Below are 22,666 nucleotides of genomic sequence, written 5' to 3' on the forward strand. Positions count from 1 at the left end.
TCACTCTCCTCATGAGAATGGGGAGGATGTCATGGGACAATTCACACTGATGGCAATTGCCGTCGTTGCGGCGGTGATCGGCGGGGCGATTGCCGCAAAGCTTGCCGGAATCGAGATCTGGAAAGGTGCGCTGGTCGGCGCCTGCGCGTCGGTCGCGGGCGCTATTGCCTTCTTCGCGCCGGGGATCGACCGGAGCCTTTCGATCCCGATAGCCGGATTGATCGGGGCCGGCATTTCCGGCGCGGCCGTCGGCCTGACGCCGACCCGCACCGCCCACGTCGCGATCGGCGCGGCGCTGCTGCCGCTCATCGGTTTCGTGCTGATGGAGATGGGGGCTTAGGCCGCGGGGATCACTCGCCGGGCTGGACCGACGGTCGTCCGAACCTCTCACAGCGAAAGGTTTAAGCCTGCTTCCCGCTCGATATAGGCGCGCTGCTGATCGGTGATGTAGTCGCGCACGATCGGTGCCGCATCGCGCGAGCGCGACAGCTGCATATGGAAGACCAACTGGCTGCCGGTGCGGAACATCATCTCGGCGCTGATCAGGTAGAATTCCCACATGCGGGCGAAACGCTCGTCGTAAAGAGCAATGACCGCATCACGGTTCTTTTCGAACCGTTCCGACCATTGGGCAAGCGTGGTGGCATAATGCACGCGCAGAAATTCGAGATCGGTTACCCACAGGCTGTTGCGCTCGACCACCTCGAAGACCTCCGACAGGGCCGGCGAGTAGGCGCCCGGGAAAATGTACTTGCGCAGCCAGGGGCTCGCCATGCCGGGCGGGCTCATATGGCCGATCGAATGCAATACCACGAGGCCGTCGTCCGGCATCAGGCTGTTCAGCTTGGCAAAGAACTCGTCGTAGTGATGCACGCCGACATGTTCGAACATGCCGACCGAAACGATGCGGTCGAATGTTTCCGTCACGTCACGATAATCCTTGAGCTCGAAGCGGACGCGGTTGTCGAGCCCGGCCGCCTGCGCCCGAGAGGAGGCGAGCGCCTGCTGTTCCTTCGACAAGGTGACACCGAGGACTTCGACGTCTTCGAGCCTGGCGAGATAGAGTGCGAGGTCGCCCCAGCCGCAGCCGATATCGAGTACCTTCATGCCCGGCTTGAGGCCGAGCTTGGCTGCCAGCAGCCGCAGCTTGTTACGCTGAGCCTGTTCCAGCGTCTCGGTCGGCTCGCGGAAATAGGCGCAGGAATAGAGCATGTTGTCGTCGAGGAAGAGTTTGTAGAAGTCGTTGCCGAGATCGTAGTGATGCGCGACGTTCTGCTGCGCCTGGCCCTTGCGGTTGGACTGCTGGCGCTTGCGGAAGCGCATCTTGATGCTGCGCAGAACCTTCTGGAGCGGGTAGGACCCGAGCGACAGCCGGTTGATCGAAAACAGCGTCAGGAAATCGCGCAACGTCGAGCCGTCCTCGAAACGCATCGTGCCATCCATATAAGCTTCGCCGGCCGCCAGTTCCGGGTTGAACACCAGCGTCCGATAGAGCCGCTTGTCGGTGAGCCGCATGGTGACCGCCGGGCCGGGCGTTCCGGCAAACACATGGCGGTTGCCCTCCGCATCGATGACCGTTAATCGGCCGCGGCGAATGAAGGACTTCATCATATGCGACAGTGGAAACATCAGCATCCCCCCGGAACCATGAGCACCCGAGGGACAGGCTAACATCAAGTTTCGGGAATGGCGATCAACAGTTCGCGCGCGGGTTCTAGGCTTCCCAGCCCTTCCACTTCACCCAGCGGCCGTGGGGATCGATGCGGCCGAGTTCGCGGGTCTCGCCGGTCGGCCAGACCTGCAGGCCGAGCGTCGCGCTGTCCGGATCGTCGTCCATTTCCATCTGCAGGCGGGCAAGCGGTGCATCTTCGGTGGCGCGGCCGCCGGCCTCGGCTATGATCGCCTCGCCCGCGGCGCGGGCTTCCGGCGGCAGGTATTGCCAGGCGATCGAATGGTAGACGACATGGACCGTGCCGGGCGCCAGCATCTTCAGCCGCTTGTCGCGCAGCCAGGCGAGCGCGTCGCCTTTCTCGACGAGAGCCGGGTGCTCTCTGGCGATCTGCAGCGCCGCCCGGGTGCGTTCCACCCGGTCCGTCTGGTCCGCCCAGATGTAGGACAGGAGCCGCAGGCAGTCTTCGGGCGAGCTGGGGTCGAGCGGGTTGAGGTCGCAGCCGGCGCGGTCGGCAACGGTGATCTCGACATCAGGTGGGAAGGGGCCTTGCCAATCGGGTTTCAGCCGGACCGGAGACGACGGATCGCCCCAGGCGAAGCCGCCAAGGTCGTGGCGATAGCAGTCCCAATTGAGATTGAGGCCCATGCTGGCGCCGAATTCCGACAGGACCAGCGGTCTGCGGAACAGGTCGGCGATGGTGAGGAAGCCCGCGAGCAGGCCGCTCGACCGACGCACCTCGTTGGTCTGCGGGGCGAAATTCAGCCGTTCGAGAATGAAGGCTTCATGTGTTTCGAAAGCCCCAGTGATCGCCGTCCAGAGCGCGTCGTCGCTCACGTCGTTCGGCGGATAGGCTGCCTTCAGGCGGTCGTCCTTGCCGTCGATGATCAGCGCATGCAGGGCGCCGGCGAGGCGGGTGGGCACCAGGTCGCCCCTTGTGCCGGGATCGCCTTGCCAGCTCAAGATCCGCCTGCCCACTTCGGTCGAACGGTCGAGATGTTCGAGCATCAACTTGCCGAGGCGTGCGGTAAAAGGCGATCCGAGGATTCGACCAGCAACGATCTGCTCACTGAACGCCTGCTTTATTTCGTCTTCGGATGCCATCGCGCTCACACTCCTTCCGGCCGGTCCTTCGGGTCGAACTGGACGATGGTGGTCCAGATGGCCGTCAGCGCCTGCTTCTTTTCGTTCTCGATCTCGACCGAGACGTCGTAGGTGGTCATCAGCATGCCGGCGCCGCGGAAGCGTATCTCGGCCAGCGTGAAATGGCCGCGGATGCGGCTGCCGCTTTTGACCGGCGACATGAAGCGGATGCGGTCGAAACCGTAATTGATGCCCATGGTCTGTTCGCGGATCTTCGGCACGCAGTCGAAGTTCATGGCGGACAGCAGCGACAGCGTCAGGAACCCGTGGGCGATGGTGCCGCCGAAGGGGCTCTCCGCAGCCGCGCGTTCCGGATTGACATGGATGAACTGGTGATCGTGGGTGGCATCCGCGAAGAGGTCGATCATCGGCTGGTCCACCGTGATCCAATCCGATACGCCGACTTCCGTGCCAACCAGACCCTCGACCTCGGTTAGCGAAATTTCACGCATGCGACCTCACTGATTTCTTCCAGAAAACTGGCGCAATCCCGGATGAAACCGCCTGATATTTTCCCGGAACTGCTCTGATGGCTGGCGGACTTTACAGGGTTTGCCTCGGTTGGCGAGTGATTTTTGCGGCGCATCATTCTTCGATGCAGAAACGCACCGAGCGGGCGGGAAGCACCTGATTCCACAGCTCGCGGGAGGCGAAATGTTTCCATCCCCAGCCGGGCAGCGCGAAGCTCGCCGGCTCCTGGCCGCGGTTGAAGAGGATGGCGATGCGGGTGTCCCTGTCGGTCTGTCGGTCGAGCGTTTTCAGCACCATGCCGAGCACCGGATTGCCGGGATTTTCCCAGTCGCCGACCTCCATGCGCTTTCCGGAGGCGGACAGCCATTCGACATCGCCGTTGCCGGTGAACAAGGACGTTTCCGAAAAGACCGCAAAGCGCTTTCGAAGCGCGGCGAGCATGGCGGTGTGGTCGATCAGGGCCTTGTCGACCTTGCTCCAGTCGAACCAGGTGATGGCATTGTCTTGGGCATAGGCATTGTTGTTGCCTCGCTGGCTGCGTCCGGCTTCGTCGCCCATTGTCACCATGACGGTGCCGCGGCTGGCAAACAGGGTGGAGATGAGGGCCGCGACATCGCGGCGGCGATTCTCATTGATCGCAGGATCGTCGGTTTCGCCTTCGACGCCGTTGTTCCAGGAAAAATTCTCGCCGTGGCCGTCGCGGTTCTGTTCGCCGTTCGCTTCGTTGTGCTTATGCTCGTGGGAGACGAGATCCATCAGGGTGAAGCCGTCATGGGCGGCGAGGAAGTTGACGGTGCGGCTGCGGCCGGATTTTTCGAAGACGTCGGACGACCCGGAAAGCCTGGTTGCGAGCGCGCCGGTCGTCCACTGGTCGCCGCGCCAGTAGCGGCGCATGTCGTCGCGGGCGCGGTCGTTCCACTCGAGGAAGGGTTCCGGGAAGTTGCCGAGCTGATAGCCACCCGGGCCGATATCCCAGGGTTCGGCGATCAGGATGCGGTCCTTCAGCGCCTCGTCCGATATCATCGCCTTCAGGGTCTCGCCCTTGGCGTCGAAACCGTCGGCGGTGCGGCCGATGACGGGGGCAAGGTCGAAGCGGAAACCGTCAATGCCGGCATGGACAACGAAATGCCGGAGCGTGTCGATGATCAGCCGGCGGACATAGGGGTGATCGCAGGCGACCGTGTTGCCGGTGCCGGTATCGTTGACGAGGTGGCCGGGCTCGCCGGGCACGTGGCGATAGTAGGAGCGGTTGTCGAGGCCGCGCATGGACAGCGTTGCGCCGAACCGGTCGCTTTCGCCTGTGTGGTTGAAGACGAGATCGAGGATGGTGCCGATACCGGCCTGGTGCAGTGTCGCGACCGTCTCGCGCAGCTCCTTGATGCCGCCGGGGCAAAGGCGTGGGTCGAGAGCCATGAAGGCGATAGGATTGTAACCCCAGCCGTTGGTGAGGCCAAGTGAAGGAAGGTGGCGTTCATCGATCCAGGCGGTGATCGGCATCAGTTCGATCGCATCGACGCCGATCTTCTTGAGGTGCGCGATGATCGAGGGATGGGCAAGCGCTGCGACCGTGCCGCGCTGTTTCTCGGGGATCGCCGGGTGCAGCATGGTGAAGGGCTTGACCGCGACCTCGTAGACGAAGCCCCCGGGCGGCAGGATCGGTCGGCCGATCTTGGCGAGCGGATCGCGGGTAAGGACCGTCTTCGGCACCAGATCGGCGGTATCGACGCCGAACATCGCGAGCCGGGCATCGTGCCGGAAGGGACGATCGAGTTCGCGGGCATAGGGATCGACCAGCAGTTTCGACGAATCGAACCAGGAGCCATTGTCGGGATCGTAGGCACCCCAGGCGCGGTAGCCGTAACGGGCTCCGGCCCCGATCGCCGGCACAGAGATGCGATGAATGTCGTCGCGGCCGCGCACCAACCGGTGGCGGGCGGTTTCCTTCTTTCCCTCGGCGTCGAAGAGGCAGAGTTCGATCCGCTCGGCATGGTGCGACCAGACGGCGAAATCCGCGCCGTCTGCTGTCAAGGTCACGCCGCCCTGGATCGCCGTTTTTGCCATAGGCTCAGGTAATCACAGTCGGCTTGTCGCGGCCTGTCCTCTTGCGGAGATCGGAGATCTGGTCGGCGACAGCGATGAGGTCGGCGAGCGCTTCCTGGGTGTCGATCGCGTGGCGCGACGGATCGGGCTCGTAGCGCTCGACATAGACGCGGATCGTGGCGCCCGAGGTGCCGGTGCCGGAGAGGCGGAAGACGACGCGGGAGCCGCCCTCGAAGAGGATGCGGATGCCCTGGTTTTTCGAGACCGAGCCGTCGATCGGGTCGTGATAGGCGAAGTCGTCGGCGGTTGCGACTTTCAGCGCTCCGAAAGTCTGGCCGGGCAGCGAGGCGAGTTTGTCGCGGAGCGCGGTGATCAAAAGGTTGGCAGCCTCCGAATCGACTTCTTCATAGTCGTGGCGCGAATAGTAGTTGCGGCCGTATTCGGCCCAGTGCGACTTGACGATCTCGGCGACGCTTTCATTGCGTGCGGCCATGATGTTCAGCCAGAAGAGCACCGCCCAGAGGCCGTCCTTTTCGCGCACGTGGTCCGAGCCGGTGCCGAAGCTCTCTTCACCGCAGACGGTCGCCTTGCCGGCGTCGAGCAGGTTGCCGAAGAACTTCCAGCCGGTCGGGGTCTCGTACATGCCGATGCCGAGCTTTTCGGCGACGCGGTCGGCGGCAGCACTGGTCGGCATGGAGCGGGCGATGCCGGCGATGCCGCGGGCATAACCGGGCGCGACGGTGGCGTTGGCGGCGATGATCGCGAGACTGTCGGAGGGAGTGACGAACATGCCCTTGCCGACGATCATGTTGCGGTCGCCGTCGCCGTCGGAGGCGGCACCGAAATGCGGGCCGCCGGGGCTCATCACGTCGTCATAGAGTTCCTTGGCGTGGACGAGGTTGGGGTCCGGGTGGTGACCGCCGAAATCCGGCAGAGGCACCGCGTTGCGCACCGAGCCTTCCGGCGCGCCGAGGCGGGTTTCGAGGATCTGCCGCGCATAGGGGCCGGTGACGGCGCCCATCGAATCGATGACGACATTGACGCCGCTGGCGATGAGCGCCCGGATCGACGGGAAGTCGAACAGCTGTTCCATCAGCTCGGCGTAGTCGGCGACCGGGTCGATCACCTCGACGGTCATGCCGGCGACGTCGAAGGTGCCGATCGCATCGAGATCGAGATCGGCGACATCGGCGATCTTATAGGTATCGATGACCTTGGAGCGGGCGAAGATCGCGTCGGTGATCTTTTCCGGAGCCGGGCCGCCATTGCCGATATTGTACTTGATGCCGAAGTCCTCGGTCGGGCCGCCGGGATTGTGGCTGGCCGAGAGGATGATGCCGCCGAAGGCCTTGTACTTGCGGATGATGTTGGAGGCGGCTGGCGTCGAGAGGATGCCGCCCTGGCCGACCATGACCTTGCCGAAGCCGCTGGCTGCGGCCATCTTGATCGCCTTCTGGATGACTTCGCGGTTGTAGTAGCGGCCGTCGCCGCCGATCACCAGCGTCTGGCCCTCGAAGCCTTCGAGGCTGTCGAAGATCGACTGGATGAAGTTTTCCGCATAGTTCGCTTGCGCGAAGACCGGGACTTTCTTGCGCAGACCGGACGTGCCGGGCTTCTGATCCTGAAAGGGTGTCGTCGAAACGGTGTTGATCATGGTCATGATCCTTTTTTGGCAATGAGGGATTTGTAGAGCTCGGCATAAAGCCCTGCGCTCTTTTCCCAGGAAACATCGGATTTCATGCCCTGCTTCTGGATCTGCGTCCAGACTTTCGGCTGGTGATAGAGCCGGACGGCGCGGCGAAGCGCGCGGCGCAGGTTGTCGGTGGTGACCGGGCCGAAGGAGACGCCCGTGGCGGCTTTGGTGGCAATCGCCGCGTGGCTCGCGTCGATTACCGTGTCGTTCAAGCCGCCGGTGCGGGCGACGACCGGAATGCAGCCGTATCTGAGCCCGTAGAGTTGGGTGAGGCCGCAGGGCTCGAAGCGCGAGGGGATGACGATCGCATCGCAGCCCGCCTGCATCAGGTGGGAGAGCGGCTCGTCATAGATGGAGAGGACGGCGACCTTGCCGGGATGGTGCCTGGCGGCGGCATGGAAGGCGTTTTCGAGCGCCCGGTCGCCGGAGCCGAGCACGGCCAGCCGGCCGCCCATGGCGACGAGATCGTCGAGCGTTTCGGCGAGCAGGTCCATGCCCTTCTGCCAGGTGAGGCGCGAGATGACACAGAACAGCGGCCCGGCCTCCTGGTCGAGGCCGAAGCGTTCGGCAACCGCCTGCTTGTTCTCGGCGCGGGTCTTCAGCGTCGCGGCGTTGTAGTGGGATTTCACCGCGGGGTCGGTCGCCGGGTCCCAGATGTCGGCGTCGATGCCGTTGACGATGCCGTGGAGATCGCCCTGGCGGATCGTCAGCAGGCCTTCGAGACCCATGCCGAATTCGGGGGTGAGGATTTCCTCGGCATAGGAGGGGCTGACGGTGGAGATCGCCCAACTGGTCTGCAGGCCTGCCTTCAGGTAGCCGACGCCGCCGAAATATTCGACGCCCTCGATGCCGAAAGCATGGGCCGGCAGTTCGAGGTAGGGGAAGATGTCGGCGCCGTACTGGCCCTGGAAGGCGATGTTGTGGATGGTGATGAGGGTCGGCACTTCGCGTTCGTTGGAATAGCGCATGTAGGCCGGCACCATCGCCGCCTGCCAGTCGTGGACATGTACGATATCCGGCCGCCAGCCCTTGGCGCCATCCGCCATCGCACCTTGGGCGATCATTGCGCCGGCCTTGGAAAGGGCCGCGAACCGCCGCCAGTTGTCGAAGTGGTCCCTGGAGGCGGCATCGACGTAAGGGCCACCGGGCCGATCGAAAAAGGTCGGGGAATCGAGGATCAGGAGGTCGAGGCCCTGATACTCGACCTCGAGCACGTCGGCCCTGGCGCCGAGCAGGTTCTCGAAGCTGATGACGAGCCTCGCGTCCTTGACGGCCCGCATCACAGCCGGATAACCGGGCATCAGCGTCTTGACCGAAACACCATGGCCCTTCAGCGCCAGTGGCAGTGCCCCGGCCACATCGGCAAGTCCGCCGGTCTTGACCAGCGGATAGACTTCGGACGCAACCGAAAGCACTTCCATAACGCGTTACAGGTCCAGTTTGTCGATCATCGTCTGGGTGATCAGGCAGATGCCGTTTTCGGTGCGGCGGAAACGTTTCGCATCGATTTCGGGATCCTCGCCGACCACCAGGCCTTCGGGAATGGTTACACCGTGATCGATGACGACATTGCGAAGCTGCGCGCGTCGTCCGATCCGCACGTTCGGCAGCACGACCGCGCCGTCGAGGCGGGAATAGGAATTGGCGCGAACGCCGGTGAAGAGAAGGCTGCGGTTGAGCGAGGAACCGGAGATGATGCAGTCGCCCGACACGACCGACGACGTCGCCGAACCGCGGCGGTCTTCGTCGTCGTGGACGAATTTCGCCGGTGGGGTGATTTCCGCATAGGTCCAGATCGGCCAGGACTTGTCGTAGATATCGAGGCCGGGGACAATCTCGGTCAAGTCGATATTGGCCTGCCAGTAGGCATCGACCGTGCCGGCGTCGCGCCAGTAGGGCTCGCGCTCGAAATCGGAGCGGACGCAGCTATCGGCGAAACGGTGGGCGACGGCTTTGCCGTGCTCGACGATATAGGGGATGATGTCCTTGCCGAAGTCGCGGCTGGAGCCGGGGGTTTCCGCATCGCGCTTCAGGACGTCCATCAGGAACTTGGTGTGGAAGACGTAGATGCCCATCGAGGCGAGCGCGAAATCCGGATTGCCGGGAATGCCGGGCGGATCGGCGGGCTTTTCGACGAAGGCGATGATCTCGTCCTTCTCGTTGACATGCATGACGCCGAAACCGGTCGCCTCCATGCGCGGCACTTCCAGGCAGCCGACGGTGACCTGCGCGCCCGAGTCCACATGCTGCTGCAGCATGTATTCGTAGTCCATCTTGTAGACGTGGTCGCCGGCGAGGATGACCATGTATTCGGGCGCATAGGCCTCGATGATGTCGATGTTCTGGAAGACGGCGTCGGCGGTGCCTTCATACCATTGCGTCTCGGAAACGCGCTGGGAGGCGGGCAGGATGTCGAAGCTCTCGTTGCGCTCCGGGCGGAAGAAATTCCAGCCGCGCTGCATGTGGCGGATCAGCGAATGCGCCTTGTACTGTGTCGCTACACCGATGCGGCGGATGCCGGAATTCAGCGCATTCGAGAGCGCGAAATCGATGATGCGCGCCTTGCCGCCGAAATAGACGGCCGGCTTGGCGCGGCGGTCGGTGAGTTCCTTCAGGCGACTGCCGCGGCCGCCGGCAAGCACATAGGCCATTGCATCACGCGACAGGGGCTGAATTCTCTTTTCGTTCATCGTTTCCCTCCCAAGGTCCCTTATGCTTGTTCCAGTTCGAGCATGATCGTCGCCAGCGGCGGCAGCGTGACTTCGGCCTGAACGGTTCCTCCCGCGTTCACAGCCTGAACGCGACCGCCATTGCCTTTGCCGCTGCCGCCGTAGATCTCGGCGTCGGTATTCAAGATTTCCCGCCATCTGCCTTCGTTTGGCAAGGGGATGCGGAAGTTTTCACGGTAGACGGGTGTAAAATTGCTGATCACCGCCACCGGCTTTTCTCCCGGCGACATGCGCAGCCAGGCGTAGACCGAATTTTCCGCGTCGTCGGCGATCAGCCAGCGGAAACCTTCGCCCTCGCAGTCGCGGGCGTGCAGGGCGGGCTTCGAGCGGTAGGTGAAGTTGAGGTCGCGCACCAGGCGGCGCATGCCCTCGTGCGGATGATACTGGAGCAGGTTCCAGTCGAGCGAACGGGCCTCGCTCCATTCGCTCCACTGGGCGAATTCCTGGCCCATGAACAGCAGCTTCTTGCCGGGATAACCCCACATGAAACCGTAATAGGCCCGCAGGTTTGCGAATTTCTGCCAGTCGTCGCCGGCCATCTTGGCGATCAGCGAGCCCTTGCCATGCACGACTTCGTCATGGGACAGCGGCAGGACGAAGTTTTCGGAATAGGCGTAGATGAGACCGAAGGTGAGTTCGTTGTGGTGGTGCTTGCGGTGGATCGGTTCACGCTGCAGGTAGCTCAGCGTGTCGTGCATCCAGCCCATGTTCCATTTGAAGCCGAAACCGAGGCCCCCTTCGTGGACGGGATGCGAGACCTTTGGCCAGGAGGTGCTTTCCTCGGCGATGGTCATCACGCCCGGATGGGCGCTATAGGAAAGCGAGTTCATCTTCTGCAGGAAGCGCACGGTTTCGAGATTTTCACGCCCGCCATATTCGTTCGGCACCCATTCGCCTTCCTTGCGCGAATAGTCGAGATAGAGCATGGAGGCGACGGCATCGACCCGCAGCCCGTCGAGATGGAATTTCTCCGACCAGTAGAGCGCGTTGTTGACGAGGTAGGAAAGTACTTCGAGCCGGCCGAAATTATAGATCGCCGTATTCCAGTCCGGATGGAAGCCCTGGCGCGGATCGGCATGCTCGTAAAGTGCCGTGCCGTCGAAGAAACGCAGGCCGTGGGCGTCGGTCGGGAAGTGCGCCGGCACCCAGTCGAGGATGACGCCGATACCGACCTTGTGGCAGCCGTTGACGAAGCGGGCGAAACCCTCCGGCTCGCCGAACCTTGCCGTCGGGGCGAAAAGCCCGGTCGTCTGGTAACCCCAGGACGGATCGAAGGGATGTTCGGTGATTGGCAGGAACTCGATATGGGTGAAGCCCATGTCGGTGCAATAGGGGATCAGTTCCGCGGCGAGCTCGTCCCAGGAGAGGAAGGAGCCGTCCGGCTTTTTGCGCCAGGAGCCGGCATGCACCTCGTAGATCGAGATCGGCTGGCGGCGATGATCGGCCTTTTCCCAGAATTCCCGGTGGGCGTCGTCGTCCCAAGTCTGGGAGAGTTCCGGTGCGGTGACAGAGGCGGTGTTGGGGCGCAGTTCGGCACGGCGGGCATAGGGGTCAGCTTTCAGCGGCAGGAGCTTGCCGTTCTTGCCGACGATCTCGAACTTGTAGGCGGAGCCGGCCCTGACATCGGGGGCGAAGATTTCCCAGATGCCGGTATCGACTCGCAGCCGCATGACGTGCCGGCGGCCGTCCCAGCCGTTGAAGTCGCCGACGACGGAAACGCGCTTGGCGTTCGGCGCCCAGACGGCGAAATGGAACCCCTCGACGCCCTCGTGTTTCAGGGCATGGGCGCCCATCTTGTCGAACAGGCGCAGATGCGAGCCTTCGCGGACGAAATAGTCGTCCATGGGCCCGAGCACCGGGCCGAACGTATAGGGGTCGGTGACCGCCCACTCGTCATCACCGCGGCGGGCACGGTAACGGATCGGCTGGAGGTGGGTGGCGTTGACGAGGCCTTCGAAATATCCGGCCTCGTGGCGGCGCGTCAGTTCACCCAGTTCGGCGCCGCCGAGCGACAGTGCGGTGACGGCCTCGGCACCCGGAACGAAGCAACGGACCCTGAAGCCATCCCCGAGCTTGTGAAGCCCAAGGACGGCGAAGGGATTGGTATGCCTGCCTTCCAAAATCGCCTCGATCTCGGATAACGGAATCTCGCCTGGGGCTCTCCCGTCATCGACGCGCGGCGATTTTTTCATCAGGCTCTCCAGATTTCAGACGCATACTGACGAATAGTTCTGTCCGAGGAGAACCATCCCATCCGGGCGGTATTGCGAATTGTCTTCGAATACCAGGATTTAGGGTCGGACCAGATTTGGTCAACGTTACGCTGGGCTTCCGCGTAGGCGTCGAAATCGGCGGCGACCATGAACCAGTCATGATTGTAGATGCCGTCGATCAGGGCGGTGAAACGCGAGCGGTCGTCGGGCGAAAAGACGCCGGTCGCAATCGCATTGAGCGCCTGGGCGAGTTCGCGCGACTTCTCGATGATGGCGCGCGGCTGATGGCCACCTTCGCGGACCTTGGCGACCTCGTCGGCGGTCATGCCGAAGATGACGATATTCTCCTCGCCGACATGGTCGCGCATCTCGACATTCGCACCGTCGAGCGTGCCGATGGTCAGCGCGCCGTTCAGCGCGAACTTCATGTTGCCGGTGCCGGATGCTTCCATGCCGGCGGTCGAGATCTGTTCGGAAAGATCGGCGGCCGGAACGATGATCTCGGCGAGCGAGACGTTGTAGTTCGGCACGAAGACGACCTTGAGCAGGCCGCGGACGGCCGGGTCGTTGTTGATGACGCGCGCGACATCGTTGGCAAGCTTGATGATCAGCTTGGCGTTGTGATAGCTCGGCGCCGCCTTGCCGGCGAACAGTTTTACGCGCGGCACCCAGTCCATTTCGGGATGCGAGCGGATCTGGTCGTAGAGGGCGACGGCCTCGATGATGTTGAGAAGCTGGCGCTTGTATTCGTGGATGCGCTTGATCTGGATGTCGAACATCGCCGACGGATCGATGCGGATGCCCATCCGGCTGCCGACGAGGTTGGCGAGCTGCACCTTGTTGGCCCGCTTCACAGCGGCGAACTTCTCCTGGAAGGCCTTGTCGTCGGCATGGGCGTTGAGCCCCTGCAAGGCGTCCGTATTGTCGAGGAACTCGTCGCCGATCGCCTCCCGGATCAGCGAGGTCAGGCCCTGGTTGCATTGCATCAGCCAGCGGCGCGGGGTGATGCCGTTGGTCTTGTTGTTGATGCGGGCCGGATACATCGTGTGCAGGTCGGCGAAGACCGTGACCTTCATCAGGTCCGTGTGCAGGGCCGAGACGCCATTCACCGAATGCGAGCCGACAAAGGCAAGGTTGCCCATGCGGACGCGACGGTCGCCGCTTTCGTCGATCAGCGAGATCGCGCGGATCTGGGTGTCGGAGAAGCTCTTCTGCTTGCGTGCCTCGATCAGGATCAGGGCGTTGATCGCGTAGACGATCTGCATGTGACGAGGCAGAAGACGCTCGAACAGCGGTACCGGCCAGGTTTCCAGCGCTTCCGGCAGCAGCGTGTGGTTGGTGTAGGAGAAGGTCTGGCGGGTGATCGACCAGGCCTGCTCGAAATCCATGCCGTGGATATCGGTCAAGAGGCGCATCAGCTCGGCGATCGATACGGCCGGGTGGGTGTCGTTGAGCTGGATTGCGACCTTCTCGTGCAGGTTGGTGAAGTCCGGATATTGCTGCAGGTGACGGCGCAGGATGTCCTGAAGCGAGGCCGACGAGAAGAAGAATTCCTGGCGCAGGCGCAGCTCCTGGCCGGCCGGGTTGGCGTCGGCCGGGTAGAGGACGCGGGTCAGGCTTTCAGCCTTGTTGCTTTCGCGCAGCGCGCCGATATGGTCGCCGGCGTTGAAGGCGTCCAATAGAATCGGGTCGATTGGCTGGGCCGACCAGAGACGCAGCGTGTTGACACGTTTGCCGCGCCAGCCGACGGCCGGCGTGTCATAGGCCATGGCGATGACGCGTTCGGCCGGCTTCCAGACGTAGCGCGGCGTCTCGTCGTAACCGCCGACCGTTTCGACCGCGCCGCCGTAGCCGATCTCGTAGGAGCTCTCGCGGCGTTCGAATTCCCAGGGGTTGCCGTGGGCGAGCCAGCTTTCCGGAAGCTCGACCTGCCAGCCGTCGGCCATCTGCTGGCGGAACAGGCCGTGGACGTAGCGAATGCCGTAGCCATAGGCGGGAATATCGACGGTCGCCATGCTCTCCATGAAACAGGCGGCGAGGCGGCCGAGACCGCCATTGCCGAGTGCGGCGTCCGGCTCCAGCACGGCGATCACGTCGATATCGACACCGAGCGAGGACAGCGCGTCGCGGATTTCCTGCATCAGCCCCATGTTGCTGACGGCGTCGCGCATCAGACGGCCGATCAGGAATTCGAGCGACAGATAATAAACGCGCTTGCCGCCGGTCCGATAGACCTTGCGGGTCGACTCCATCCAGGTGTCGATGATGCGGTCGCGCACAACCAGGATCGTGGCGGTCAGCCAGTCGTGCGGCTTGGCGACTTTCGCGTCCTTGCCGATACGGTAGGTCAGGCGCTCGATGATCTCTTCCGCCATGATCTCGGGACGGGAGCTGCGGGGGGCCGGCTGAGGAATTTCGACCGGAGAAGACGTGTTGTTCATATGTCGCCAACTTTCTGGGGAGCGGGAGGAAGGGCGTCCGATTCAGTCCATCTGGCATGATGTATAGAACCAGTTTATGCACCGTTATGACACTGTGCAATGACCGATTTATCTTTGCGTGTATCGCTCCGACGTGACCAACGAAAAACGCCCCGCCGGTGAGGGCGAGGCGTCTTTGCAGCCTTTCTGGAAGGCCGGTTCAGTTGGTCAGGCGGGTTCCGGTCTGAGCAGCCTTGCGAGCGATCTCGCCGAAGGTTTTCACAAGGGTCGTCATGTCAGTCGGCTCGTAATAATATCCGGGGCCGCTGGCGCAGTAGTTCAGCAGACTCTTGCCCTTGTCCGGCGCCATGAAGGCGATCGTGTAGATCCTGATGCCCTTTCCCATCTCCTCTTCCGTGAGCTGCTTCCCTTCCTTCAGCTTCAGCTTTGCGGCATCCGTCAGACCGTCGCTTTTCGCGTTCAGGCAGAGGTCGCGGACTTTGGTGTCGATCGTCGAGTTCCAGGTCCCGCTGTAGCCGGTCATCTCGCCGTCGGTCATGAGCACGATGAAACGCTCGAAATTCGTGTTGCCAACGGCGTCATGAGCGGCCTTCTCGGTGACGTTCGCCTTTTTCAATGCAGCATAGGCATTGGCCATGGCGCCGCTGGCATCGGTGCCGCCCTGAGGAACATCCGGCAGGTCGTTGACGTAGTCGATGACATTATCCATGCCCCAGGCCATTCTTTCTTCCGCCTTGGTCTCATGGGTGTAGGAATCGGCACCGATCCGGATCAATTTCCTGGTCGGATCGGCTGTTTCCAGCTCCTCAAACATCACCCCTGCAGCAGCCTTGAGAGACTCCATTTTTGTCAGATAGTTGGGGACATCCTTGTAGCAGGTCTGATTGTTATTCCTGCCGCACTTATAGGATTGCTGTATGGTCGGCTGGGCGGAATTGATCGTCGTCGTGTCCCAGGCCATCGAGCCGGATTCGTCGAGCGCCAGATACATGGAGAGGGCGTTGCCTTCGCGGCCGCTCGCGGCGACGCTTTCGACGCTGACGCGCATGGTCCGGAAGCCGAGAAGCGAGGTCAGGCCACTGAGCGGCACATCGTAGCTCGACTTCATGCGGACCTCGTAGCTGGCAGCCGTGGTGGAGCTGCCCGAGGAGGTTACCAACGTCTGGGTGTTCGCCCTGAGCTTGGCCTCTTCCGCAGCCAGCTGCTCAGCGGAAAGGCCGGAATTCTTGAGCTCCTCCATCTTCTGGGCGATATACATATCGGTACCGAGCTTCTGGGCTTCCGCCGTGGTCATGGTGCCCTTGTCGGCCATCGCGGCAGCCGCGGCGAGAGTGGCGCTGTCTGCCAGCGCCTGGAGCTGATTTTTTTGATCCATCGCCTGTGTCAGATCGACCGCGACGCCGCCGACTGCCAGCAGGACGGGAAGCATGGCAGCTGTCATGATACCGAAATTGCCGGCGCGGTCCTGTGCCAGCCGCGCAAAAAGTGTGTGCTTCATCATAGCCCCCAGAGTTCAATTCATTTGAACATCTCTGGTGTATTCCTGGCGGGTATAGGAAGGCCTAAACCATTCGCTGCAATTTTACCGAATGCCAGGAATCAGCGCCAAAACGGAGCGGGATGTCACGATTTCAGCGGAATGACGTCCACCGCCTGCACGGCGTTCTGGTTTCCGTAACCTTTGAGCACGCCGATCACCGGGGCGACGTCGGAATAGTCGCGGCCATAACCGACGACGATATGGTCGCTGCCGGCTGGAATGTTGTTGGTCGGATCGAGTTCGACATAACCCATGGTCTCGCCGCACCAGACCCGCACCCAGGCATGCATTGCGTCGGCGCCTTCGAGGCGTTCCTTGCCCGGCGGCGGAATGGTGCGCAGAAAGCCGCTGACATAACCGGCCGGAATGCCGAGGCTGCGCAGCGCCACGATCATGATATGGGCGAAATCCTGGCACACGCCGCGCTTCAGCCGGAAGGCCTCCTTCGGCGTCGTATCGACCTCGGTCGCCTTGGCGTCGTAGGTGAAGTCCTTGTGGATGCGGGCGCAGATGCCGAGCGCGATCTCCAGCACGGTCTGGCCCGGCTTGACGATCTCGCGGGCATAGGCGGCGATCAGCGGCTCCTCGGCAAGGCGCGGGCTCGGCGCGGTCAGGTGATGCGGGGAGGCGGCATCGACCGACCAGAAATCCGCCAGTTCGTCGCCGAGCGTCGCCAGTTCCGGCGACAGGTCCGCCGTCATCGAGGTGGGTTCCACCATGACGCGGGCCTGCATGCGGATGTCGAGCGTTTCGTGCGGCGCGCGCAATAGCACGGAGGTCGCCTGCTGGCCGAAGAAATCGATGAAGGTGGTCCGCTCATCGGCATGCGGGCCGACGGTGATCGAGCCGGCGATCAGCCGCTGCCGGTCGGGCAGGGACAGCGGCAGGAGGCGGATCACATGGCGGGCGCCCGAGGCCGGCACGTCGTAGGTATAACCCATGTGGAGGGAGAGGTCGTAAAGCATCAGCTGAAATAAGTCTGGCCGAGGATATCGGACAGCTTCTCCATCTCCAGTTCGATCTTCTCGTAGGTATCGTCGCTCATGGCCTCCGGCGTCATGACCGCAAGGCCGGAATGCAGCCGCATCGCCTCGCGGTAGAAGGGCGACATCTGGCCGTTGACGAAGGCGTTCGGCAATTGCTCCACCTCGGTGCGGATTTCGTTCAGCTGGAACAGGATCGAGCGCGGGTTCAGGGGGTCGAGCGCCAGGAGGTCGGCGACCGTCAGCCTTGCCGTGGCGACGTTGTAGCGGCGGCGGTGGGTCATGACGCTGTCGCCGATCTCGAGCAGCATGTCGAGCGAGCCGTCCGGCGCGTCCGGGCCTGACATGTGGCCGAGCAGCCGGGTCATGTGCATGCCGCGCTCCAGGTGGCGGCCGATCGACAGGAAACGCCAGCCGGTGAAACGGTACATGTTTTCATGCACCAGACCGGCAAAGCCGGCGAGCTTGCGCAGCAGCACGGTCATCGCATGCGAGGCATCGTCGCCCGCATGCACGGTATCGTGGAAGCGGCGGGCGGTCTTGGCAAGGTCGGTCAGCGCCAGCCAGCCGTCCGGCGAGAAACGGTCGCGGATGTTGCTCGCCGAATAGATGGCGCTGTCGATGTTGCGCAGAAGCGATGCCGGCACCGCCTTGGTCATTTCGACATCGATGCCCTTCAGGTAGCGGGTGACATCGGCAAGAAGCGGTGCGTTCGGATCGGCAGACTCGGCATAGCGCAGATGCCAGGCGCGCAGAATGCGCAGGGCGCCTTCGGCCCGCTCGATATACCGGCCGAGCCAGTAGAGATTGTCGGCGGCGCGGCTCGGCAGGCTGCCGGGCATGTTGCGGGTGAAACTTTCCTCGGGCGGCAGGAGCGTCGCCCTTGTGACCGGCTTGTCGCTGACGATCCAGACGTCGGCGGCGGCCCCGCCCGCCTGCATGGCGATCGCCGCCACGTCGTCGCCGGCGCCGATGCGGGCAAAGCCGCCCGGCATGATCTGCCAGCCGTGTTCGGTGCGGGCGGCAAAGACGCGCAGCGACATCGGCCGCGGAGTGAGCTTGCCGTTGACGTAGGCGGGCGTGGTCGAAAGCGTCACCACCTCCTGGCCGACCAGCTTGGCGCCTTCGGTCGCAAGCCAGTCGCCGACGGTGTCCCTCGCCGTCTTGCGCAGCGACGAACCGAGCACCGACTGGCCGTTGTCGTCGAAGAAGGGCAGCCGTGAATAGGCCGGCCCGATGACCATGCGCTCGATATTCTTCGCAACGTGCTCGCGTTCCTTTTTCTGCCCGCACCACCAGGTGGCGATCGAGGGCATGATCAGGTCCTCGCCGATCAGCCGCCGACAGACAGTCGGTGCGAAGGCCAGCAGCGCGCGGGTCTCGAGAATGCCGGAGCCGAGCGCGTTGACGAAGGTGAGCGCGCCGGCGCGCAGCGCCTGGACCATGCCGGGGGTGCCGATATGGGAGTGCTGGTTCAGTTCGAGCGGATCGGCGTAGGCCGCGTCGAGGCGGCGCCAGAGCACGCCGACGGGCTTGAGGCCGGCCACGGTGCGGACCATGACGCGGTCGTTGACGACGGTAAGGTCCTCGCCTTCGAGGAGCATGAAGCCGAGGTAGCGGGCGATGTAGGCGTGCTCGAAATAGGTCTCGTTGGCGGGGCCGGGCGAAAGGACCGCGATGCGATCCTCCGGGTTCTGCTTGTGGGATTGCAGCGCATCGCGGAAGGCGCCGAAGAAGGAGGCGAGGCGGTGGACATGCGATTCGGCATAGATGTCCGAAAAGGCGCGGGTGGTGGCGACGCGGTTTTCCAGCGCGAAACCGGCGCCCGACGGCGCCTGGGTGCGGTCGGCAAGCACCCACCAGTTGCCGTCTGGGCCGCGACCGATCTCGAACGAACAGAAATGCAGGTAATGGCCGCCGACCGGCTTGACGCCCACCAGCGGGCGGAGGAATTCGGCGTTTCCGGCAATCAGCGCCGGCGGCAGGAAACCCTCCTGCACCAGCTTGTTGTCGCCGTAGATATCGGCGATCAGCGCTTCCAGGAGATCGGCGCGCTGGGTCAGGCCCTTGCAGACGGTCTCCCATTCCTTGCCGTCGATGAGGACCGGCACGTGGCTGATCGGCCAGTTGCGCTCGCCGCTGCCCTGGGCGCCGTAGGTGCGGTAGAAGACGCCCGCGTCGCGCAGGTAACGGTCGGCGCGGGCGAAACGCTCGCGGCGCTCGTGCTCGGTCATGCGGCCGAGGTGGGAGATCAGGTTGCGCCAGACCGGCCGGATCTGCCCCTTCGCGTCGAGCATCTCGTCGGCGACGCCCGGGAGTGCGGCATAACCGAGGAGGGGATCGCCAGCGATCCCCTCTTTTGCCTTGCGTTCGGTTGCCGGTGCCTTGGACATCGACTTCTTCAGACTCCTTGCGGCCGGCGCAGATCGAGCGTCAGCGGAAATTCGGGCGAGGGCGTTTCGGCCAGAAGCGTATAGCCACCTGCCGTATGCCCCCACGGCTCGAACCGGGCGAGGCGGCGTGCTTCCGCCTCGTTGCCGTTGACCGGGAAGGTGTCATAACTACGCCCGCCCGGATGGGCAACGTGATAGATGCAGCCGCCGATCGAACGGCCGGACCATGTATCATATATGTCGAACGTGAGCGGCGTATTAACCGGCAGGACCGGGTGCAGGCCGGCGGACGGCTGCCAGGCCTTGAAGCGGACGCCGGCAACCGAGACGCCGGACGTGCCGGTGGCCTTGAGCGGCACGGCGCGGCCGTTGCAGGCGACGGTATAGCGGGCCGGGTTGGTGCTTTCGAGCCGGACCTGGAGGCGCTCCACCGACGAATCGACGTAACGCACGGTGCCGCCGATCGCACCCTGCTCGCCCATCACGTGCCATGGTTCGAGTGCCTGGCGGAGTTCGAGCCTAGAGCCTTCGTATTCGACCTCGCCGAAGAAGGGGAAGCGGAATTCGAGCTGCGCCTCGAACCATTCGGGGCGAAGGTCAAAGCCGTTTTCGCGCAGGTCCTGCAGCACGTCCATGAAGTCGGCCCAGACGAAATGCGGCAGCATGAAGCGGTCGGCGAGTGCCGTACCCCAGCGGACGAACCGGCCTTGCAGCGGGTTTTTCCAGAACCTTGCGATCAGCGCCCGGACCAGCAATTGCTGGGCAAGCGACATGCGCGCATTCGGCGGCATTTCGAAACCACGGAACTCGACGAGGCCGAGCCGCCCGGTCGGGCCGTCCGGCGAGAACAGCTTATCGATGCAGATTTCCGAGCGGTGGGTGTTGCCGGTGACGTCGGTCAGGAGGTTGCGGAACAGGCGATCGACCAGCCACGGTAGCGGGGGCGCGCCCTGGCCGGGGGCCGGAACCTGGGCAAGCGCGATCTCCAGCTCGTACATCGAATCGTGGCGGGCCTCGTCGATGCGCGGCGCCTGGGAGGTCGGGCCGATGAACAGGCCGGAGAACAGGTAGGAGAGCGACGGATGGCGCTGCCAGTGCAGGACCAGGCTCTTCAACAGGTCGGGGCGGCGCAGGAACGGGCTGTCGTTCGGATTGGCGCCGCCGACCACGACATGGTTGCCGCCGCCGGTGCCGGTGTGGCGGCCGTCGATCATGAACTTGTCGGCGCCGAGGCGGCTCTGGCGGGCCTCCTCGTAGATGGCGGTGGTGGTCGCGACCGTCTCCTTCCAGCTTGCGGCCGGATGGATGTTGACCTCGATGACGCCGGGATCGGGCGCGACGCGGATGACGTTGATGCGCTCGTCGTGGGGTGGCGCATAACCTTCGATATGGACGGGAAGGCCGATGGCGGCGGCCGCGTTTTCGGCAGCGGCGATCAGTTCGAGATAGTCCTCGATCTTTTCGACCGGCGGCATGAAGACGCAAAGGCGGCCGTCGCGCGGTTCCACCGAGATCGCGGTGCGCACCGCGCCGCCGATCTCGCCGATGGTCTGTTCGACGCGGCCGGGATTGGCCGCATCGCCCGCCTTGAAGGATGATTCCGGCATGGCGCGGCCGGCCGGTATGATCGATTCCGGCAGCGGGTTACGCGGTATCGAAGGGTCGGCCTCGTGGATATAGGGAAACTGCGACGGCGGAACGTAGGGCAGCGTTCCGAGCGGCAGGCGGTAACCGACCGGGCTGTCGCCGGGGACGAGGAAGATGCGGCCGCGGCGGGTGCGCCATTTCTCGCTGACCCAGCGCCTTGCGCCGGAGCTTCCCGTGGCCTGGGCATTCCAGGCCTGGACGGGGAGAATATAACCGCTCGGGCGCGTCAGGCCGCGTTCGAAAACGCGGGCGATGCGGTTGCGTTCCTCGGGATCCTTGAGCTTGGAATTGGAGGGATCGACGTTTTCCGGCAGGCTGCCTTCGCGGATGATCCACTCGGCGGGGTCCTCGTAGGCGGGGACGACCATGTCGGGTGCGATGCCGAGTTCGCCGGCGAGCGCCGTCAGGAGTTTCTCCGCATCGTCCTCGCCGACGCCGTAGCTCTGGCCTTCCTCGGCGACGAGGTCCGGATTGCTCCAGATCGGCCGCTCGTCCTTGCGCCAGTAGAGGGAGAAGGTCCAGCGCGGCAGGCTTTCGCCCGGATACCACTTGCCCTGGCCATAATGCAGGAAACCGCCCGGCGCAAAACGCTCGCGCAGCCTGCGGATCAGGATATCGGCCTTTTCGCGCTTGGTGGGGCCGACGGCATCGGTGTTCCATTCGCCGGATTCGAAATCGTCGATCGACACGAAGGTCGGTTCGCCGCCCATGGTCAGGCGCACGTCCTGCGCCTTGAGGACGCGATCGACCTGGTCGCCGAGCTTGTCGAGCGCGTCCCAGGATTCGTCCGAAAAAGGCTTGGTGATGCGAGGATGTTCAGCGACGCGGCTGACCTTCATGTCGAAGGCGAAGGAAGTTTCCGCTTCGCCGAAATAACCGCCGGAGATCGGCGCGGCATTGCGGAAATGCGGGGTCGCGGCGAGCGGAATATGGCTTTCGCCGGTCAAAAGCCCGGAGGTCGGGTCGAGGCCGACCCAGCCGGCGCCGGGGAGATAGACTTCCGCCCAGGCATGCAGGTCGGTGAAATCGACTTCGGTGCCGGAGGGGCCGTCGAGCGCCTTGAGGTCCGGTGTCAGTTGGATCAGGTAGCCGGAGACGAAGCGGGCGGCGAGGCCGAGATGGCGCAGGATCTGGACGAGCAGCCAGCTGGTGTCGCGGCAGGAGCCCATGGCCGAGGTGAGGGTCTGTTCCGGTGTCTGCACGCCGGGCTCCATGCGGATGACGTAACCGATCGCCTGCTGCAGGCGGGCGTTGATGCCGACGATCATGTCGACCGTCGGCTGGTCCGGGGACATGTCGAAGGTTTTCAGGTAATCGACCAGCGCCGGTTCCGGCGGCTCCGGCACCATGTAGATCGACAGGTCCTCGACCAGCTCCGGCGGATAGCTGAACGGCCATTTCATCGCATCTTCTTCGACGAAGAAGTCGAAGGGATTGTAGACCGTCATGTCGGCGACGAGATCGACCTCGATCTTGAACTCGGTGACCGGGTCCGGAAACACGAAGCGGGCGAGGTAATTGCCGTAGGGATCCTGCTGCAGGTTCACGAAATGGTTGGAGGGCGTCACCTTCAGCGAATGGCTGATCACCTTGGTGCGCGAATGGGCGGCCGGTTTGAGGCGGATGATCTGCGGTCCGAGACGGACGGGCTTGTCGTACATGTAATGGGTAAGGTGGTAGATACTTGCCTTGATCGACATACTG

General features: G+C 63.6%; 14 protein-coding genes. 1 reads left to right on the forward strand and 13 read right to left on the reverse strand.

Annotation, left to right across the window (positions count from 1 at the left end; genetic code table 11):
- The first annotated feature begins 31 nt into the window (after positions 1-31).
- Positions 32-340 carry a hypothetical protein gene (locus ABCW43_RS10790; RefSeq protein ID WP_345924039.1) on the forward strand — a complete coding sequence of 103 codons (309 nt, stop codon included), beginning with the start codon at positions 32-34 and terminating at the stop codon, positions 338-340.
- A 47-nt stretch (positions 341-387) separates the two neighbouring features.
- Here ABCW43_RS10790 and ABCW43_RS10795 read toward each other — a convergent pair whose 3' ends face one another.
- The 13 genes from ABCW43_RS10795 to ABCW43_RS10855 all read right to left on the reverse strand — a co-directional run bounded on the left by ABCW43_RS10795 (position 388) and on the right by ABCW43_RS10855 (position 22,662).
- Positions 388-1,629, reverse strand: a complete 1,242-nt coding sequence (locus tag ABCW43_RS10795) for a class I SAM-dependent methyltransferase (RefSeq protein WP_345924041.1) — start codon at positions 1,627-1,629, stop codon at positions 388-390.
- A gap of 85 nt (positions 1,630-1,714) precedes the next feature.
- On the reverse strand, positions 1,715-2,773 hold the full coding sequence (locus ABCW43_RS10800) for a DUF2332 domain-containing protein (RefSeq protein ID WP_345924043.1): 1,059 nt from the start codon (positions 2,771-2,773) through the stop codon (positions 1,715-1,717).
- 5 nt (positions 2,774-2,778) lie between these two features.
- Complete coding sequence (locus ABCW43_RS10805; protein WP_345924045.1) at positions 2,779-3,264, reverse strand: MaoC family dehydratase; 486 nt, start codon at positions 3,262-3,264, stop codon at positions 2,779-2,781.
- Between the two features lie 133 nt (positions 3,265-3,397).
- Complete coding sequence (glgX, locus tag ABCW43_RS10810; protein ID WP_345924047.1) at positions 3,398-5,344, reverse strand: glycogen debranching protein GlgX; 1,947 nt, start codon at positions 5,342-5,344, stop codon at positions 3,398-3,400.
- 4 nt (positions 5,345-5,348) lie between these two features.
- Positions 5,349-6,977 carry an alpha-D-glucose phosphate-specific phosphoglucomutase gene (locus ABCW43_RS10815; protein WP_345925419.1) on the reverse strand — a complete coding sequence of 543 codons (1,629 nt, stop codon included), beginning with the start codon at positions 6,975-6,977 and terminating at the stop codon, positions 5,349-5,351.
- A gap of 2 nt (positions 6,978-6,979) precedes the next feature.
- Positions 6,980-8,437 carry a glycogen synthase GlgA gene (gene glgA, locus ABCW43_RS10820; protein WP_345924049.1) on the reverse strand — a complete coding sequence of 486 codons (1,458 nt, stop codon included), beginning with the start codon at positions 8,435-8,437 and terminating at the stop codon, positions 6,980-6,982.
- Between the two features lie 6 nt (positions 8,438-8,443).
- Complete coding sequence (glgC, locus tag ABCW43_RS10825; protein ID WP_345924051.1) at positions 8,444-9,706, reverse strand: glucose-1-phosphate adenylyltransferase; 1,263 nt, start codon at positions 9,704-9,706, stop codon at positions 8,444-8,446.
- A gap of 20 nt (positions 9,707-9,726) precedes the next feature.
- On the reverse strand, positions 9,727-11,937 hold the full coding sequence (gene glgB, locus ABCW43_RS10830) for a 1,4-alpha-glucan branching protein GlgB (RefSeq protein ID WP_345924053.1): 2,211 nt from the start codon (positions 11,935-11,937) through the stop codon (positions 9,727-9,729).
- On the reverse strand, positions 11,937-14,399 hold the full coding sequence (locus ABCW43_RS10835; RefSeq protein WP_345924055.1) for a glycogen/starch/alpha-glucan phosphorylase: 2,463 nt from the start codon (positions 14,397-14,399) through the stop codon (positions 11,937-11,939). The genes glgB and ABCW43_RS10835 overlap by 1 nt, the downstream gene beginning before the upstream one ends.
- 199 nt (positions 14,400-14,598) lie before the next feature.
- Complete coding sequence (locus tag ABCW43_RS10840) at positions 14,599-15,897, reverse strand: pilus assembly protein TadG-related protein (RefSeq protein ID WP_345924057.1); 1,299 nt, start codon at positions 15,895-15,897, stop codon at positions 14,599-14,601.
- A gap of 125 nt (positions 15,898-16,022) precedes the next feature.
- Positions 16,023-16,904, reverse strand: coding sequence for a transglutaminase family protein (locus ABCW43_RS10845; RefSeq protein ID WP_345924059.1), 882 nt, complete (start codon positions 16,902-16,904; stop codon positions 16,023-16,025).
- The gene (locus tag ABCW43_RS10850) at positions 16,904-19,315 is read right to left on the reverse strand and encodes a circularly permuted type 2 ATP-grasp protein (protein WP_345924061.1); all 2,412 of its coding nucleotides are present in this window, start codon (positions 19,313-19,315) and stop codon (positions 16,904-16,906) included. The genes ABCW43_RS10845 and ABCW43_RS10850 overlap by 1 nt, the downstream gene beginning before the upstream one ends.
- 8 nt (positions 19,316-19,323) lie before the next feature.
- A complete protein-coding gene (locus tag ABCW43_RS10855; protein ID WP_345924063.1) occupies positions 19,324-22,662 on the reverse strand; it encodes a transglutaminase family protein in 3,339 nt (1,112 codons plus the stop codon).
- Positions 22,663-22,666: the final 4 nt, after the last annotated feature.

The organism is Neorhizobium tunisiense (assembly GCF_039631515.1).
GTDB lineage: Bacteria > Pseudomonadota > Alphaproteobacteria > Rhizobiales > Rhizobiaceae > Neorhizobium.